General features: G+C 40.8%; 10 protein-coding genes. 7 read left to right on the top strand and 3 right to left on the bottom strand.

Annotated features, from left to right (window positions below; translation table 11 throughout):
• Positions 1-8: 8 nt before the first annotated feature.
• The 3 genes from ACT3QR_RS11295 to ACT3QR_RS11285 form a co-directional block, all read right to left on the bottom strand.
• The gene (locus ACT3QR_RS11295) at positions 9-2057 is read right to left on the bottom strand and encodes an FAD-dependent oxidoreductase (RefSeq protein WP_444521428.1); all 2049 of its coding nucleotides are present in this window, start codon (positions 2055-2057) and stop codon (positions 9-11) included.
• A gap of 319 nt (positions 2058-2376) precedes the next feature.
• Positions 2377-2781, bottom strand: coding sequence for a hypothetical protein (locus ACT3QR_RS11290; RefSeq protein ID WP_444521427.1), 405 nt, complete (start codon positions 2779-2781; stop codon positions 2377-2379).
• 454 nt (positions 2782-3235) lie between these two features.
• Positions 3236-3769, bottom strand: coding sequence for a DUF2058 domain-containing protein (locus tag ACT3QR_RS11285; protein WP_444521426.1), 534 nt, complete (start codon positions 3767-3769; stop codon positions 3236-3238).
• 357 nt (positions 3770-4126) lie between these two features.
• Here ACT3QR_RS11285 and ACT3QR_RS11280 point away from each other — a divergent pair, with 357 nt between their 5' ends.
• From ACT3QR_RS11280 to ACT3QR_RS11250, 7 genes are all read left to right on the top strand, one after another.
• A complete protein-coding gene (locus ACT3QR_RS11280) occupies positions 4127-4990 on the top strand; it encodes a universal stress protein (RefSeq protein ID WP_444521425.1) in 864 nt (287 codons plus the stop codon).
• Between the two features lie 92 nt (positions 4991-5082).
• Positions 5083-5766 (top strand): cupin domain-containing protein, encoded by a 684-nt coding sequence (locus tag ACT3QR_RS11275; protein WP_444521424.1) that lies wholly within the window; start codon positions 5083-5085, stop codon positions 5764-5766.
• Positions 5767-6994: 1228 nt separating this feature from the next.
• The gene (locus ACT3QR_RS11270; protein WP_444521423.1) at positions 6995-7888 is read left to right on the top strand and encodes an OmpA family protein; all 894 of its coding nucleotides are present in this window, start codon (positions 6995-6997) and stop codon (positions 7886-7888) included.
• A gap of 41 nt (positions 7889-7929) precedes the next feature.
• Positions 7930-12939, top strand: coding sequence for an Ig-like domain-containing protein (locus ACT3QR_RS11265; RefSeq protein ID WP_444521422.1), 5010 nt, complete (start codon positions 7930-7932; stop codon positions 12937-12939).
• 466 nt (positions 12940-13405) lie between these two features.
• The gene (locus ACT3QR_RS11260; RefSeq protein WP_444521421.1) at positions 13406-14944 is read left to right on the top strand and encodes a TolC family protein; all 1539 of its coding nucleotides are present in this window, start codon (positions 13406-13408) and stop codon (positions 14942-14944) included.
• Positions 14945-15018: 74 nt separating this feature from the next.
• Entirely contained in the window at positions 15019-17343 is a 2325-nt protein-coding gene (locus ACT3QR_RS11255) for a type I secretion system permease/ATPase (protein ID WP_444521420.1), read from the top strand.
• Positions 17344-17345: 2 nt separating this feature from the next.
• A complete protein-coding gene (locus tag ACT3QR_RS11250) occupies positions 17346-18515 on the top strand; it encodes an HlyD family efflux transporter periplasmic adaptor subunit (RefSeq protein WP_444521419.1) in 1170 nt (389 codons plus the stop codon).
• The last annotated feature ends 71 nt before the right edge of the window (positions 18516-18586 follow it).

Below are 18586 nucleotides of genomic sequence, written 5' to 3'. Positions count from 1 at the left end.
GGCATTAACTAACCGCGACGCCAAGTATGATATTTCTCTAACCAACTCAATACAGTCTCAGGTGCGTGAGCACGTTTCCATTCACCAGCAGCATACTTATTGCCTTCTGCCCAAGTAGGGTAGCTATGGATAGTACCTAAAATTTTATTAAGACCAAGACTGTGCTTCATGGCTAATACAAACTCAGCAATCAAGTCACCAGCATGTTCAGAAACGACTGTCACACCCAAGATTTTGTCTTTACCTTTTGGTGTAATGACCTTGATAAAGCCTTTAGCTGCACTATCGGTAATGGCACGATCCAGCTCTTCAAATTCAAAACGGGTAATCTCGTAATCGATGCCTTTATCAATGGCTTCTTGCTCGTTGATACCTACGCGAGCAACTTCTGGATCAATGAACGTAACCCACGGAATCACACGGTAGTCTACTTTAAACTTCTTAAGATTACCAAATAAACCGTTTACCGCTGCATACCAGCCCTGATGAGCGGCGACATGAGTAAACTGATATGGGCCGACAATATCGCCTGCAGCAAAAATATTAGGATATAGGGTCTCTAAGTATTCGTTGGTCACAATAGTACGATTGGTTTCGATACCTAGGTCTTCAAGACCATAACCAGTAAGACGAGCGCTGCGGCCAACTGCACAAAGTAGCTCATCATATTCGATATCGATTTCACTATCATTGTGTTTAACGACGATGTATTTTTTACCATCACGAGCTTCACAGCGTAGTGCCTGGTGAGAGGTCAAGATATTTACACCACTTTCGGTAAGAGCTTTGTGAGCAAAGGTAGATACTTCAAGATCTTCTTTGATCATGATGCGCTCTGCCATTTCGATTTGCGTCACGTTTGAACCCAAACGAGAAAAACTCTGCGCCAACTCGCTACCGATCGGTCCACCACCCAGTACTACCAATTTTTTAGGTGCTTCGTCTAGCTCTGAGAATTTATCCCATAACGTGTCGCTGGTCACATAACCTGTTTCCTCTATACCTGGTAGAGGTGGTACAAATGGACGAGCGCCAGTAGCAATAACAATAGTACGTGCTGTTAAGGTCTGCATACCACCATCATTTAACTGAATTTCTACTGTCCAAGGGTCGATCAATTTAGCATAGCCTTTGACTACATCTACGCCTAAATCGGTATAACGCTCAACACTGTCATGCGGTGCAATATCAGCGATCACTTTGTGTACACGTGCCATAACTTTTTTAAATGAAAACTGTGGTGTGGCGTTTTCTAGACCATAGTCCTCACCATGGCGAATTTGCTCTGCGATTTTGGCACTTTTGATCACGGCCTTACTTGGAACACAACCATAATTTAAGCAGTCACCACCCATTTCGCCAGATTCGATCAACGTTACTTTCGCTTTAACAGCAGCGGCAATGTAACTTGTGACCAAGCCACCAGCACCAGCACCGATTACAATCATGTTGCGGTCGAATTTTTTAGGTTGCGTATAATCTTTATAGACACGACGTTTTTTAAACACGTTTAAAATTCCTTTAGCAATAAATGGGAATATACCCAACAAAGCGAATGATAAAATTAACTTGGGTGATAAAATACCTGACAAGCTTTCTATTTGCGCAAGCTGCGTCCCTGCATTAACAAATACAAAGGTGCCAGCTAACATACCTACTTGGCTTACCCAGTAGTAAGTCCATGATTTGATAGCGGTAACGCCCATCAATAAGTTAATCAAAAAGAATGGGAATACAGGCACTAAACGTAGCGTAAATAGATAAAAACCACCTTCTTTTTCGACGCCTGCATCAATAGCAGCGAGACGTTCAGGAAAGCGTTGTTTAATGGTATCACGCAGTAAATATCGCGATGCCAAGAAGGCAATAGTAGCCCCAATACTGGATGCGAATGAGGCAATGAGCAAGCCTTGTACTAGACCAAATAATGCACCAGCGGCTAGCGTCAAAATCGCAGCGCCTGGTAAGGAGAGGGCGGTGACAACGACATACAGTAAGAAAAACCCACCGACAATCAATAGTGGTGACTGCGCTTTGTATTCATTAAATTGCGCCATCGACCCTTTTAAGCCCTCAAGCGTCAATAATTGATTTAGGTCAAAGTAGAAAAAACTTGCCGCTAATATCAATATTAATAGTATTAAAAATATTCTTTTAATCATGGTGTGTCCGGCCAAATAAGGGAGCGAAGGCTAAAACCGTAGTTATTACTCAAACAGTTAAATAACTATATTTGAGTAATGCAGCGATTAAATCGAAACATCTGAATCGTTTAACTACGATAAAAAGTTTGAATCAGTAGTCTTAATAGTATACAAATTATGTCTTGCTGTCTGTTATTTGTATTACTAAAGTAATAAGTACTGCCGCTGATATCTATACTAGGGATTTATTTTTGCCCAGTGTTAGGGTGTCATAGTCTCTCATTAAGAATAGAGCGATACAGGCGGCTAGCATTGGCCATGCGGCAAAAAATAACAGGTTGTCAAAAGGCGTTAGGTAAAGACCAAAAGATGCAAAAGTAGAGCCAGCGTGTAGCAGTAAAATAATGCCATATGTCCATTTTTTGAATAGACCCATTACAAATGAGAATATAAGAATGATTTGCAAGCTACCAATCAGGTAAACGATAGTGATACCTAAGTTTTCTAATGCATAGAATTTAGCAAACACATTGGCAGCATGTTCAGGATTTACGAATTTATCGATTGTCCAGAAAAAGAACACAATGAAAACACCAAGGCGAAGAAGTAATAATGAAAGTGGTAAATGTTTTGGCATGAGTTATCTCTTTTGAGAAAAAGTAAAAGTGGATTGGAACAAATCAAGCAAATAAAACGGGCATGATGGTACCGGACTATCAGCTAATAAACACAGGTAAAATATGAACAATGTTGAGTGGTTACTCAAAAATAAACTAAGGCTTACCACCAAATGTGCTAAAAACGCATTGTAGTATTTATTGAATAACTGTTCAAGTTGATTATATCCATATTCTGGCAATTATAGAGCTGGGTTACTTTCTCTAACTAAACCAGCAATGTTAGGTTAAAGAATCTTGATTTGCGTACGTTTGTTTAAGTCTGTCGACATATTTAACCTTTGTTTCACGATATACAGATTTGTCTAACTTGTACAAATACAAAAAGCCCTTTATAGAACGTAAATTCTATAAAGGGCTTTTGACTGGATACTTATAACACTATAGTAAAGCTGACGGCAGTAAAATAAGTCTCTACCACATCAAATCATCTGGAATTACATAAGCGGCATATGGATCGTCTTCTGCCAATGCTTCCTCAGCAGTGTCGTTGGACACAACCATAAAGCCTTCCATTTTTGAATCAATACGATCAGCCAATGGACGAGGCAGTAGTGCATAACTTTCTTCTAAACGTGCGATGACCACGTGACCTGCCACGATTTGATCATACAGTTTTTGAGTAATAGAAATTTTCTTTACTTTCGACTCATCGACAAACTGATAGCTAACCTCACCTTCTGTCTCAGTAATTTGATGCTGTTTAATCATTTGGATGATATTGGCCTTTAATGCCTTTTCTTCCAACACTCGCTGTTTTTCTTGATTAAGCTTCTGATCCTTTTCTAGCTTTTGTGCTTGTGCCTCTGCTAGTGCTTTCTTGGCTTCGGCGCTTTCCGAATCACCAGTACGCTTGGCATGTTGCGTTTGTTTACTGATCTTCTTAGCCTTTTTACTATCAACCAAGCCAGCTTTTAATAATTGAGCCTGTAGGGCGTTTTTTGCCATAATCCAATCACCTAAATAATGATACCAAAATCATAAATGCTAAAAAATACATTGTATCAAACTTTGCTGACGCATGTGGTCAGACGATGACAAGACTTTATACGCAGTTGGTTGTTAGTTTGATATAAGCTATAAGTAATATGGAGAGTAACAAATTGCAATTATTGCAAAGGCGGCTTACACATTGCTGGATGAAGCTATTTAAATTGGTTATTATCAAATGAAAGGGTAGACCTTATAAGCAGATGTTTATAAGGTAATGATCATAAAATAAATGAAAGCTACTCTACCAGAAATATGGCTTAGTCAGAACTAACAAGCTGTATAGGATTAAATAGTTAAATTTAAGGACAGATTATGACAACATCACAGCACATTTTGGCCTGTATTGATGGCTCGGCAGTGACTGAATCGGTTTGTGACTATGCAGCATGGTATGCCAGCAAGTTAAACGTACCTGTTGGATTGTTGCATGTCAGTGACATACCAGTATCGACCAGACGAGATTTGTCAGGTGCCATAGGCATAAACAGTCGTCAGTTTTTATTAGAAGAGTTATCTCAGTTGGATGAACAACGAGCAAAAGTCGTCAACAGTTATAGTAATGCGTTGGTACAAGATGCAAAAAGCCATATTCAAAGCAGTTTCGCTGACGTGAATGTTCGTGTTTATCAACGCCATGGCAAGCTGCTTCCTAGTATTGAGCACTTCAAAGAAGAAAATCGTGCGATTGTGATGGGCCGCCGCGGAGAGGATCATAAGAACAGTCGGATCAATATTGGTAGTCAGATCGAGACGGTCGCTCGTGGGTCAGATATTCCTATATTGATTTGTTCAGAGAAGTTTGAAGAGCCAAGCTCTTATATGATTGCTTTTGATGGTAGCAAAACCTCTATTAAAGCGGCGCGAATGGCGTCAAAAAGTCCATTATTAAAAGGTCTAAAAGGTCATATCGTGATGGTAGGCAATCATAATGACGCTGCTAAGCAAAGTATGAGCGCCGCCGCTGCACAGTTAGAAGATGCTGGGTTTGTCGTTGAAGCACATCATCTATCTGCTTCTGATGCGGTAGATGGATTGTTAAAATTCCAAGTAGAAAACAATATCGACATTATGGTCGTGGGTGCATACGGACATTCAAAATGGCAACAACTGTTTCTCGGTAGCACCACGACAGAAATTATCGCTAGCACGTTATCTCCCGTTATTCTGGTGCGGTAATAACGTCATATATTTGTGTTTATCGTCTAGGGCGTGTCCTCGGTTTTATATTGTGGGTACGCCCTAATTATTTAATACCTTTGGAATACTTTATGCTCATTAATGCAGATTTTTCACAACGTGCTTCATTAACCCCCGAAGCACATCAATGGATTAAATCACCACAAAACGGCGTGGAGCGTGTCATGCTTGACCGTATAGGGGTTGAGAAGGCTCGCGCTACCAGTCTGGTACGTTATGCGCCAAACTCTTACTTTCCGCATCATCTACATCCAGGCGGCGAAGAGATTTTAGTATTGTCAGGCACTTTTTCTGCAGACGATACTCATTATCCAGCAGGTTGGTATTTACGTAATCCACCGTCTTCAGGACACAGACCTTATAGTGACGAAGGGGCTGTTATTTTCGTCAAGTTGCGGCAAATGTCATCTGACGAAACGCAGCACGTGGCTATTAACACTGATGATGAAGCTAATTGGCAGCAACAAGGCAACCGTAATGTTTGTCCACTTTTCTATGATGAGGTAGAGAACGTTAGTCTACAGCGTATCGACGCAGGCGAGTTACTATTTACTGAAACAGTTCATGGTGGTGCAGAAATACTAGTCATAGCAGGCGAGCTAATAGAGGGCGAGCAAGTATATCGACAGGATAGCTGGATACGCCTACCGATAGATGCGAACGTATCAATCAAAGCAGGAGAAAAAGGCGCAACGATATACCTAAAAACTGGTCACCTTAATAATATCATTGGTTTAGATGTTGAAGCTGATTGAATATCATCTATTAAGTGTGCAGACTAACTATAAAAATTTTTTTTGATAAGTACAATTTTGTAAATAGCATACTGAATCATCTTTTTATAAAATTAAGATTTCATTAAGAACGATCGTTCTTAATGAAATCTATAATAGAAAAGATACCGAGTACCTTCTTTTCTACCTACCTTCGAAAAATAAAAACCTTCCAAAAAACTTCTTCTAAAAAATTAGACTAAGTAATTAGAGTGCTCTAGAGTGGCACTCTTGGTTAGTCTTATTTTTTATTTTACAAAAAATCTAATATGCTTTTAAAGATAAATGAGAATACATATCGTTTTTATTACCTATTGTTAAGAAAAACTTAACTTGTAAAAGATAATTATTACGGTCCTATACCCTTATGGTGCCTACTCATTCTCTTGATTATTGACTACTCCCATAGTCTAAATTAAGAGTGTTTTATCCTTAGAGATGCACAGTATATTTGCGAGATAGGATGTATTTTACAATTAAATAAAGAAACTATGTTGACCTATAAACTTAGCGTATTATTATAAAAGTAATCATACAAAACATACTCAAGGCTAGACTCGCAATATCTAGAGGTTTTTTAGCAAGATACAGGTATTTACATATTCATAAATAAGTAACAAAAGTTATATAAATAGTTTATAAATTAAATTTTTGTTGATAGTATGTATCTTGAGGTGAAGGTAACACCCATATTGTACTACTACTGTAATTTGATCTTTATATTCTTATAAGTAAATATTTTAGACTATTAAGTTGTATTTCATTGGAAAAACCTATAATAATTTTCTTAAAAAAGGGTTTGTAAGTCATCACGAGAAAATGGATTTTCTTTATATAGGCCAACTGATAATTAAGGATGAGATTTTATGATTTTCGAAACCATGCTGTTAACTATTAGAAAAAATAGTTCAGTAGGTGTGAAATATTCTGTAAGTATAGGTCAGATGTCTTATGACCGTACTATGAATATGTTATGTATGTCTATCAACGATAATAAATATAGTTGTTGTAATAAAAACTATATATCTGCCCTTCGTGCCAATAGTTGTTTGCAACTAGAACCTCCCAAGAAAAAACTATCTCATCTAAAATTAATGACCGATCAATTGCTAAGAATGATCGGTATCGAAGACTATTGCCATTTTTAATATTATTTTCATAGATTTCACTTATTTTGGGTTATTGAACCCGCTTTTTTGGAGTAGATATTATGCGTATTAATAGCCTTGCACTAGTTGGTACTATTTTTCTCACCATGAATGTGATCGGCTGTCAAACTCTTGACGGTAAATTTATCGAGGCGAACTCTACAGACGTTACCAATGAAAACCAAAGACGCTGGAGTAAAAACGGCCAAGTCTTTCAAATACCTAATGACATGTCGCTTGGTGAAAATAAAAGTAGAGTAGTATTTTTTAGAGATTCAGCTGATATTAGAAAACATATTCCTATTCATATCGGAATTGGTTCAGAGAAAATGTTTCATACAAGTTTAAAAGATGGGTATTACTCAGACGTCGTGGTTTGTAGTGGTCCGCAAACTATCAATAGCGCTAGTATCCTAAATACTAATGAAGATGTTGTATCTCATTCAGAAAAATATAACTTTGCTCCGAAAAAAACAACCTATATCAAAGTTAGTTTGTCACCAACGAATCAATCAGTTATTCAGCAAATAGACGCTAACAAAGCTATTCCACAGCTAGAAAATATCGTACGTCAGTCCTATCAAATTAGCCGTGTATCTACAACATGTGATACCAATTACGAAAAAATAGAGTATATGGTTAATTTTGATTTTGATACAAATGTTATTAATACTAGCTATTCTAGATTTGAAGACTTAGTGAGTTTTATCAACTTATATCCTAATAGCAATATTATCTTAGAAGGTCATACAGATAGTAAGGGGTCGCCTGAATATAACCTTCGATTATCGCAATCACGTGCTGATAAAGTTAAAAGTATTCTGGTAAATAGTTATGGTATAGATGCTTATAAATTGAGAACGGTTGGTTACGGTGAAACAAGACCTATAGATACTAATGAGACAGAGTTAGGAAGATTGAATAATCGTAGAGTAGTGGCAGTGATTAATCCATAAGCTTGCTGAAAAAATATCATTAATTAATAAGGAAATTAACAATGACTACTATTACTGTCAAATCATATGATCAAGCTAAAAATATTACAGAGCAAGCTGTAGTCGTTAACAACGGTCAGCCTGCTATTATTCAAGCTACAGAAAAAGTTAATTATGAACTTTTAGACGAATCTACTGGGCGTGCACCGTATCACGTTATAACAAAGCGTGTGGATAATAATTTGCAGCTCTCGTTCGATGAAGATATTGAGAACCCAGATTTAATTATTGAAGGATTCTACGACACTGCCAATAGTGAATTGATTGGATTGGCTGAGGATGGTAACTATTATTACTACATTCCAAATTCGGGTGAGTATGCAGATTATATAACAGCAATGCCCGAAGGTGCGATTGCAGGGCATGCATTAGGAGGAGCCTCAAGTGCCACTCCTTGGTGGGTAGGTGCCAGTGAAGTAGATGGTTTCAAAGTAATGCCTTGGCTAGTGGGCTTAGGAGCTATCGGTGCAGGCTTGGCAGTCGCAAAAGATTTAGACTCAGATGATAGTCAAGATGGTGCAGATGGACAAAGTGGTCTTTCAGCTTATGAAGTGTGGGAGAACCTATCAGGTAATGAAGGTAAAACTGAAGCAGAGTTCATTGAAGCAATTACCGGTGAGCAAGGAGTGGCAGGTGCAACCGGTGCTGATGGTGAATCAGCCTTCGACGTATGGGAAGCGCTACCAGGTAACGAAAACAAAACTGAGCAAGACTTCATTGATTCTATTACTGGTGATGATGGAGTTGATGGTAAGTCAGCATTAGAGCTATGGCAGGAGATACCAGGTAATGAGAATAAAGATATCAACGAATTGATTACTTCGTTAAAAGGTGATAAAGGTGATAAAGGTGAAGATGGTAAGTCAGCCCTTGAGTTATTGATTGAAGAGGGTAAGTTAGAAGAAGATGCCACTGTTAATGATCTAATCGATTATTTGAAAGGGGTAGATGGCACGGATGGTAAGTCAGCGCTTGAGCTATTGGTTGAGGCGAATGTACTACCAGCAAATGCGACCGTTGCTGATCTGATCGAGTACTTACGCGGTGAAGACGGCGTGGATGGTGAAGACGGCGCGGATGGTGCAGATGGTGTTGACGGTCAGGACGGTGTTGATGGCACAAATGGTAAGTCAGCGCTTGAGCTATTGGTTGAGGCGAATGTCTTACCAGCAGATGCGACCGTTGCTGATTTGATTGAGTACTTACGCGGTGAAGACGGCGCGGATGGTACAGATGGGATTGACGGTCAGGACGGTGCTGATGGCACGAATGGTAAGTCAGCGCTTGAGCTATTGGTTGAGGCGAATGTCTTACCAGCAGATGCAACCGTCGCTGATCTGATTGAGTACTTACGCGGCGAAGATGGCGCGGATGGTGCAGATGGTGTTGACGGTCAGGACGGTGCTGATGGCACGAATGGTAAGTCAGCGCTTGAGCTATTGGTTGAGGCGAATGTCTTACCAGCAGATGCGACCGTTGCTGATTTGATTGAGTACTTACGCGGTGAAGATGGCGTGGATGGTGCTGACGGCGCGGATGGTGCTGATGGCACAAATGGTAAGTCAGCGCTTGAGCTATTGGTTGAGGCGAATGTTTTACCAGCAAATGCGACCGTTGCTGATCTGATCGAGTACTTACGCGGTGAAGATGGCACGGATGGTGTTGACGGTCAGGACGGCGCTGATGGTGCTGATGGTACAAACGGTAAGTCAGCGCTTGAGCTATTGGTTGAGGCGAATGTACTACCAGCAAATGCGACCGTTGCTGATCTGATTGAGTACTTACGCGGTGAAGACGGCGCGGATGGTCAGGACGGTGCTGATGGCACGGATGGTAAGTCAGCGCTTGAGCTATTGGTTGAGGCGAATGTACTACCAGCAAATGCGACTGTTGCTGATTTGATTGAGTACTTACGCGGTGAAGACGGCGTGGATGGCACGGATGGTGTTGACGGTCAGGACGGTGCTGATGGCGCGGATGGTAAGTCAGCGCTTGAGCTATTGATAGATGCCGGTGAATTACCAGACGGCTCAGACGCTGCTGATCTGGCTGCCTATCTAAAAGGAGAGACTGGCGCTGCCGGTCAGGATGGCGAAGATGGTCTAGACGGTGATAATATTCCTTTTGTTAACATTTTAGAAGGGGATGATGCTTACATCTCTGGTTCAGATTTGAATGAGGAAGGGAAGATTGATGTAGCTATTGCCCTACCAGATGACGCTCAAGTAAATGACACTTTGATAGTCAACGGTGTTAATACGACTATCACACAAGACATGATTGATAATGGTTTCATCACTTCTTTAGATGTACCAGATAGCGGAACATTATTCGTCAGAGCGACTGTGGAATACGCAGATGGTAGTATCTCAGGCACTGGTAAGGACTTTGCCAGAGTTGGACTGATTGCTCGAGACGATTTAGATGAGCTTGAGTTGGGGAATTTGCAAGTTGTTCAGCAGACTTCTTATAATGATTCCGATCTAGAACTAGTTGGTCTAACGCCAGGTACTGGTAGTACAGAGAATAATCTTAGCTTTACAGTAAGTGACGGTACTAACGGTACAGTAAGTATCGAGGTCACCCAAACTGCACTAGTTACGGTAGCAGATGCAGTCAATATAGAAGTCTATGATAGTAGTGGCAACCGTGTATATGTTGGTACTACGGGTAGCAGTCCGCTGATAGGTAATGTGGCTGGTCTAGAATTACTAGGATTGACGGGTAATGATACGTTAACAGCGACTGTATCTGGTCTAGAACCAGGTGATTATGATGTAGTTGTGCGGAACGATCCTAGTGCACTAGAGACATTAGTGAGCGAGCTCTCATTGGCAGAATTAGGTGAAGCAGGTGTAGTATTAGGTCCTGAGAATCAGGCTGTCGTCTTCACTACGATTGAAAATGCATTAGGTCCAGTTTTAGGAGGGACTGTTAATGGTCTACTTGGTATTGCACTAACTGCAGCGGGAGGTGAAGGCTTAGGGCTCGATGTTGTAGTAGATATACTTGAAGATAATGTATTAGGATTAGGTGTTTTAGATCCGCTACTTGATAACATCGCTGCTGCGCTTCTTAGCAATACAGTAACGCTACTCGAAAATACCGAGATTACAGCCACGTTATCTGAGCTTGCTTATGCAAATGATACGGTCATTTCAGGCAACGTCATTGATCCTGATGCTTTGCTATCAGATGAGCCAGGTGAAGATACCGTGACAACCAATGCAATATTGACCACGATAAAGAGTAATAATAACTCACAGTCATCGTCAACTTCGACAGACGTTGGTGGTGTGGAAGTGTTCACTATTGTAGGTCAGTATGGTGAACTAGTCATTGATGAAAATGGTGATTATACCTATACTGCAAATGGTGATTATGCTTCATTAGGTCAGTCAGAGACTTTTACCTATACCATTGCTGATGGTAACCGTAGTGATATAGCAGAACTGGTTATTGAACTTGGCGATATGATTCCACCAAATGCGCCAACTATTAACAGCCCGATAGCTGATGATAATGTGGTAAATAGCCAAGAAGCTGCAGATGGCTTTAATATTACAGGTACAGGCGAGATAGGCGCTACTGTTACCTTGACTGATGAAACAGGTGACGTCATTGGTACCGCTATTGTTGATGGTGCTGGAAACTGGAGTGCTCCAGTTGAGCAAGCAGATGTAGATGCTATGGGTCAAGGTGCTGAGACTATCACAGCGACAGTAATGGATCCTTCTGGTAATGTGAGTAGTCCTGTTACAGCGGATATCACGGTCGATACCAATGCACCTACTGCTTTTACTGATCAGACTTCTACTGACCTAGAGGTAGATGTGACCACATCACTATCTTTAGATGACCTTAGTGGTAGGGTTGGAGGTGTGCTAGGTGTTAGGGCTCTTAATTCATTGATAGATTTAGACGAGCTTCAAGACAATAATGTTTTTGATGTCGTCATGGCGCCCGGTAGTACACAGACAATCACCATAGATGGTTCCGGTAGGGAACTTGTGGGTTTGAGTCTGGGGGGCAGCAAGAACTTCGATCTTGAAATTTACCGCCAAGAGGATGATAGTGATGAAGCCATACTCGTGCAACGAGTAGCAAACTTTTTAGTGTATGACTTCTCGGCACTTGGTGATGATTGGACTGCTGATGAGCGCCAACTTGATGAATTCACTGGTGGTGCCAACGGTGCGACGTACTATGTCGTTGCTAGTAACCCTGCTGCTAATAGTGGGCTTTTAGATGTCTCATTGGCTTCAACAATAACGATCGAAGCGACAGCTAGCACAAGAACAGATTATACTGTCACTAATGCAGCAACAGCCGCAGTTAGCGGTGACGTCATCTTTAATGATAATGGTGATGGACAAGCAATAACGGTCACAAAAGTTGGTGATACGGATATAAGCGGGCCTACTACTATCGCAGGTGAATATGGTAACTTAGTCATAGAGGCTAACGGTGACTATACTTACACGCCAACAGAGAATGTTAGTGGTATCGGTCAAACGGATGAGTTTGAGTACACTATCGATGATGGTAATGGCAATGTCGATACCGCTACACTTAGTATAGATATTACTAGTGATGACTATAGTCCTCCAGCGCCAGCTGCTGGACGTATGAGCGCTAGCAGCTTTACACTTGCTGAAAATACCGATAATGCTATTGAGCTACCTGATACATCATTAATTACCTCAAATGGAGGACTCGATACCTTTATCTTTGAAGGTGCAGATCAAGTTATTAGTCTATCTGATATGATGCAGCCTGATATCATTGATATTAGTGGTATTGGCGCTAATACTTTGAATGTAGCAACCAACGATGTTGACTCTACTATCTATGTCAGAGGTGATAGCGATGATACAGTTAATCTAGAAGGTAACAGTTGGTCAGACGTTGGACAGACTGTTTCAGAAGGTGAGGAATACAATTTGTGGCAATCAGGTACTGACGTCTCCACACAGATTTATATCGATACTGATATTACTAATGTTATCTAATAACAAATAATTAAATTTTAGTCTCTAAAACGCTTCCAAAATGGAGGCGTTTTTTGTACTACCTATTTAATTATTTTTAGATATGAGACATAGGTAATCAGCCTAAAAAACTTTAGAGCAAGTAATTAAAAGATAAATAATTTTTTAGCAAGATTTGGATAACATATTCTATATTTTTTTTAACTAATTCTGATTCCACAGTATTTAGTTTAAAATTGCAAAGCGAATTCTATGAGCAATTTTATTATCATTCAACCCATATTTTGAAAAGTTAGTTTATGCAAAATGTCTTTTGTTCAGTGTTACACTGTTTACGATGACTAAATGAACTTTCGTTATTGAGGTTTTTACTCTTTTTTATACTTTATTTTGTTAATTATATTATTGCTTTATAAACTTAGGTTTAATGCGGTAGTATTAAGTAAATATTCGAGCGTGCATTAACAAGGATGGTTACTAAAATAATATGAAAAATTCATCAAATAGTAAGCAGTTACTTCGTAATATCTCAGTGCGCTATTTCATGACCGTTTTGGCGACTGGTGTCTGTTTTACAGTGAATTCGCAAGCAGCGGTAGAGGATTTACAAATCAACAGTCTGGTTGCACAAGCGATTCAAACACATCCTTTAGTAGGTTCGGCTCGAGCGAGTCAAGAAGCAACCACTGAAGGTATCAATGCGGCTAAATTAAACCTTTTGCCAACCCCAAGCGTGAGCTCAGGTTATGACAGAGACAGTGACTTTATATCAGAGGTCACCATTCGACAGCCTCTATGGACTGGTGGTCAACTTACGGCTGATGTCAATCAGGCTATATTTGATGACAAAGCCGCGGTCGAGTATATCTATGAGCAGCAAAACTCAGTAGCCAAAACGACGATTGAGGCGTGGCAGAGTTATATCCAAGCAGTCGCCCAGCAAAGTGTCTATGTTGAAAATATAAAAGAGTTGAATGATTTTGAAGCCATGATGCAGCGCCGTGTTGGTCAAGGCGTGTCGGCTCGTATTGAACTTGATCTAGTAACCAATCGTATCTTACAAGAACAGACCTCTTATCAAGCTGCAGTTGAACAGCAACGTATTGCTGCTGCTAGGCTTGAACAAATCATTGGTCAGCCGTTATCTCAAATGAGCGTGACGAGTATACCGAATATCAAAGTATTGGTTGAGCAGGCCAAACGTCAATCTGTTGATTTTGAAAGAATGGCCTTTGATAGGGCAGGATTTTATAATCCTACCGTCGTAAAAAATCATTTTCAAATTGAATCTGCTAAGCAGGGTGTTGAATCGCAGCAGGCAGCAAGATATCCAACCGTATATGCTCAATACGAACATGTTTACTATCATGAAGATGATGAAAATGACGGACAGTTTTCAGTAGGTCTGAGCTATGAACCAGGAGCAGGATTTTCCAACTTTGCGCTAGCTCGTGCATCGCAAGCAGAGGTCAATAGTTTGATACAGAATCAGGAAGCGTCGCGACGTAATGTCATAGAAGAAATCCAAGTACAGTATCAACAGTTTATTAGTGCTAAAGATCGAGAGACATCATTGATTGCTGCTGTAGCAGGTGCCCAGATTGTGGTCAGCTCTTATCGTCGCCAATTCATTGCAGGACGTAAATCATGGTTAGAAGTGCTCAATGCTGTACGTGAGCATAATGATTACCAAGTCCAGCTAGTGCAGACCCGAGCAGAGATGTTGGGGTCATTTTATAAGTTACAAGTAGATTTTGGCGTTATGCAATGGCAACAGTTTTCCCATAATCGTGAGCCAGTGAGTTTATTTAGCCCAATAGGGTCTGTCAAACAGTGGCTAAACAAACAAGATAAAAACAAAGCTGGTCGCGAGTTTGGTTATGGGGATAACATTACAGATGAATACGTCAATGTCAATTTACCTGTCACAACAGAGCAAAGCTTGAACAATGGTGAACATCTCATGTTAAATGATGATTACAGTATTACGCCGATAAATGAACAAGACGACATGACAAATAATTAAATCGTAAAGTCATTCAACCAGGCGTAACCTATCCTACATATGCAACCATCTAAAATACTAAATAAGCGATTAATATGAGTGCACAATTACAAAAGACACCGTCTCAGTCTGTTGATCACCATGAGCTGCAACACTCAGAGCAGGTCAATCTGACCGAAACGTTGACTGATGCGATTAAGCATTTACTCGGACAGCAAGGCTATCCAGTAGACAATATACGGCTCCATGATGTTGTTAAACGTCATAGTGAGCAGTCGGATATACAAGGTCAAAGCATTCATGAGCTAGGCGGTGTCATTGCAGTGCTACAAGGCATCGGTATAACCGACACGCCAGAAATACTAGAGCAACCTGATGCCGCTTTTTTACCATTACTGGCATATCGCTCAGACATGGGTTGGGGCGTGATCGATAGCCAAACACCACAAAAAAGCTGGAACTTTAGACAAGCGAACCAGCAGGTACATACGCGCGCCGAAGAGTTGACTTTGGTCATGCGTATTCGTCTAAAAGAAGATCATATTAAGCAGCGAAAAGCCTCATTTTCTGATCTGTTAAAATCTGATTTGGGTAATTATAAAGGTATTTTAGCTGAAGCCGTCATAGCTACTTTTCTGATTAACATGCTGGCATTGGCCGTTTCTCTGTTTTCTATGCAAGTTTATGACCGCGTCATTCCAACGCGTAGCGAATATACGTTGATCATTTTAGCCAGTGGCGTTTTCTTAGTGATTATGTTTGAAGCGTTTATGAAGTTCTCTCGCTCAAGAATCATGGATAAGGTTGTCGTCGGTTTAGACCAGTACCTGTCTCGAGAAGTGTTCCAACGTTTGCTTAAAGTACGTATCGACCAAATGCCGGGGTCAGTTGGCTCTATGGCGGCGCAATTACGTGGTTATGAGCAAGTACGTAGTTTTTTTACAGCGAGTACGCTTTTTGGTTTAGTCGATTTACCCATGACTATTATTTTTGTCAGCCTAGTGGCTTTTATTGGCTCACCACTAGTGGCTGTCGTGCCAGTGATAGCGGCAGTTATCGCTATTACGATGGGACTGGTTGCTCGAAAACGCATCGATGCTATCGCATCAGAGGGTGCGACGGCCTCCTATTATAAGACAGGTTTGCTAGTAGAAGCTGTGGAAGGCGTTGAGACAATAAAGGCAGGGGCGGGTAGTTGGAAGTTTCTCTCACGTTGGCTGGATGTGATGGACGTCACTATCAAAAATGATTTGGATATGAAGCATGCCAATGACAACTTAACGTATTTCACGCAAATGCTGCAACAAGCGAGCTATGTCGGTATTGTAATCGTAGGGTCGTTTGTCGTTATGCAAGGTGACATGACAATGGGTGGGCTGATTGCCTGTTCGATACTTGGTGGTAGGGTGTTGGCGCCTGTTATGGCAATACCCAATCTACTAGTGCAGTATGCTCATGCCAAAGCCGCTAAAATGAATATCGAGAGTCTGTTTGCACTAGAGCAAGACAACCAAGGCGTTGCGTATCCATTATCACCTACGCATATAAAAGGAGCATATCAGTGTGATGGATTGTTGTTTAATTACCAAGGCAACGATCGACCAGCCATTACGGTTCCGCAACTATCGATTAAGCCAGGAGAGCGTATAGCGATACTTGGGCCTATTGGTTCAGGTAAATCTACCTTGCTTAAGGTATTGGCAGGATTGTATGCCCCTACGGAAGGGCGCGTATTGTTAGACGGACTTGATATACATCAGGTCAGTCGTGAGACACTTAGTGAGCGTTTGGGTTATCTGCAACAAGATCATCGATTGTTCCAAGGAACGTTGCGTGAGAATCTATTAATTGGTATGGCAGCGCCTAATGACGATGTCCTTCAAGATACCTTGAATAGAACAGGGCTAATCAATTTAGTATCCAGCCATTCGAGCGGTCTTGATCTACCCATCAGTGAGGGTGGTAAAGGATTGTCAGGTGGACAAAAACAACTAGTAGCGTTTACCCGTTTGCTACTGACTAAGCCAGATGTGTTCTTGCTAGATGAGCCAACGGCTTCTATGGACAATCGACAAGAGCAGCGTTGTCTACAAGTGCTACGTCAGGAGTTGACGAAAGGACAGACGTTTATTGTGTCTACCCATAAGACGGCATTGCTAGACTTGGTAGATCGGCTGATCATTATGGATAACCAGCGTATTATTATCGATGGTCCAAAACAAGCGGTACTTGATGAGCTCAGAAAAAATGATCAAGCAAAAAATAAAACTACCGTACAGCAGAAAGATAGAGTCTCTAACAAATCCAATCAACCGTCAAAAGAGAGTGCTGAAGAAAATAAGCCTGCTACCTCTAAAGTAAGAAATATCAGTGTAAAACCTATCAAAGCTAAACATTCAACAGATGATCAAGGGAAGTAGGCATGTCAGAGTATAAGTACACACCCACCAAGCCCAAGGTGAATCGTTCAAGGTTGAGTATTTGGATAGCATTAATCGGGATTGTCACTTTAATTATTTGGGCGTCATTTGCCAAGATTGACCAAGTGACCCGTGCGCAAGCAACGGTGATTGCTAGTGCTCGAACGCAGGAAATCCAAGCGTCAGAAGGCGGCGTATTGACTCAGCTGGCTGTCACAGAAGGTGAGGAAGTTAAAGCAGATCAGTTACTGGTAGTGTTGGAGGAAGAGCGTGCTAAAGCGGCTGTTGATAATTCTGCTTCTAAAACAGCTGCATTGACTGCTAAGCTAGCAAGATTAAACGCTGAAATTTTTGAAAAACCTTTGGTATTTCCTAAAGGGATAGATGACTATCCTGAATACGTGCAAAACCAAACAGCGCTATACAATAGACGTCGTCAAGCTATCAATGAAGAAGTTTCTTCTCTTCAGAAAATGTTGGTGCTGGCACGTCAAGAACTACGTATGAATGAGCCTCTATTGCAGTATGGCGATGTCAGTCAGGCTGATGTCATTAAACTGAGCCGTCAAGTTGCTGATATCGAAGCGCAGATTAATAACAAGCGTAATAAGTATTTTGAAGAAGCACAGGCTGAAATGACAAAGGCTCAGGAAGAATTAGATACAGAGCTTGAGCAGTTGCGAGATCGGGCACAAGTGCTTGAAGAGAAACGCTTGATGGCTCCTACAGAAGGTAAGATTAAAAATATCAACGTGACCACTATTGGTGGTGTTGTTAAGCCCGGCGAGATCATCATGCAGATTCTGCCAACCAGTAGTGACTTGGTTATAGATGCAAAGGTCAGTCCTGCTGATATTGCTTACGTCAAAGAAGGTCAAGAAGCGACAGTTAAGCTTGATGCCTATGACTACTCTATATTTGGAGCCATGAAAGGTACAGTCAACTATATCAGTCCAGACACGTTAATGGAAAAAACACCTGAAGGCGAAGAGCCTTACTACCGTGTATTAATTGTGATTAATGGTGCTGAGTTTAAGGGGCGCGGTGATGAGATTGTCATCAAACCTGGTATGACCGCCTCTGTCGATATTAAGGCGATGGAACGCACAGTATTATCTTACTTAACTAAACCAATTACCAAGACCTTATCAGAAGGGTTGGGTGAACGTTAATAATTCATCAGTGAATATTTATCAATGAGATTAAAAAACCCCAGTTGATTGCTGGGGTTTTTTATATTCAA

The sequence above is a fragment of the Psychrobacter sp. AOP7-B1-25 genome (assembly GCF_052376195.1).
Classification (GTDB): domain Bacteria; phylum Pseudomonadota; class Gammaproteobacteria; order Pseudomonadales; family Moraxellaceae; genus Psychrobacter.
Note: the sequence above shows the minus strand (reverse complement) of the source record. Positions and strands in the feature narration are given on the sequence as shown.

What these genes read in the sequence shown, in the direction of transcription:
- ACT3QR_RS11295 (WP_444521428.1), bottom strand. Translation starts at nt 2,057, where the DNA reads ATGGCGCAATTTAATGAATACAAAGCGCAGTCACCACTATTGATTGTC.
- ACT3QR_RS11290 (WP_444521427.1), bottom strand. Translation starts at nt 2,781, where the DNA reads ATGCCAAAACATTTACCACTTTCATTATTACTTCTTCGCCTTGGTGTT.
- ACT3QR_RS11285 (WP_444521426.1), bottom strand. Translation starts at nt 3,769, where the DNA reads ATGGCAAAAAACGCCCTACAGGCTCAATTATTAAAAGCTGGCTTGGTT.
- ACT3QR_RS11280 (WP_444521425.1), top strand. Translation starts at nt 4,127, where the DNA reads ATGACAACATCACAGCACATTTTGGCCTGTATTGATGGCTCGGCAGTG.
- ACT3QR_RS11275 (WP_444521424.1), top strand. Translation starts at nt 5,083, where the DNA reads ATGCTCATTAATGCAGATTTTTCACAACGTGCTTCATTAACCCCCGAA.
- ACT3QR_RS11270 (WP_444521423.1), top strand. Translation starts at nt 6,995, where the DNA reads ATGCGTATTAATAGCCTTGCACTAGTTGGTACTATTTTTCTCACCATG.
- ACT3QR_RS11265 (WP_444521422.1), top strand. Translation starts at nt 7,930, where the DNA reads ATGACTACTATTACTGTCAAATCATATGATCAAGCTAAAAATATTACA.
- ACT3QR_RS11260 (WP_444521421.1), top strand. Translation starts at nt 13,406, where the DNA reads ATGAAAAATTCATCAAATAGTAAGCAGTTACTTCGTAATATCTCAGTG.
- ACT3QR_RS11255 (WP_444521420.1), top strand. Translation starts at nt 15,019, where the DNA reads ATGAGTGCACAATTACAAAAGACACCGTCTCAGTCTGTTGATCACCAT.
- ACT3QR_RS11250 (WP_444521419.1), top strand. Translation starts at nt 17,346, where the DNA reads ATGTCAGAGTATAAGTACACACCCACCAAGCCCAAGGTGAATCGTTCA.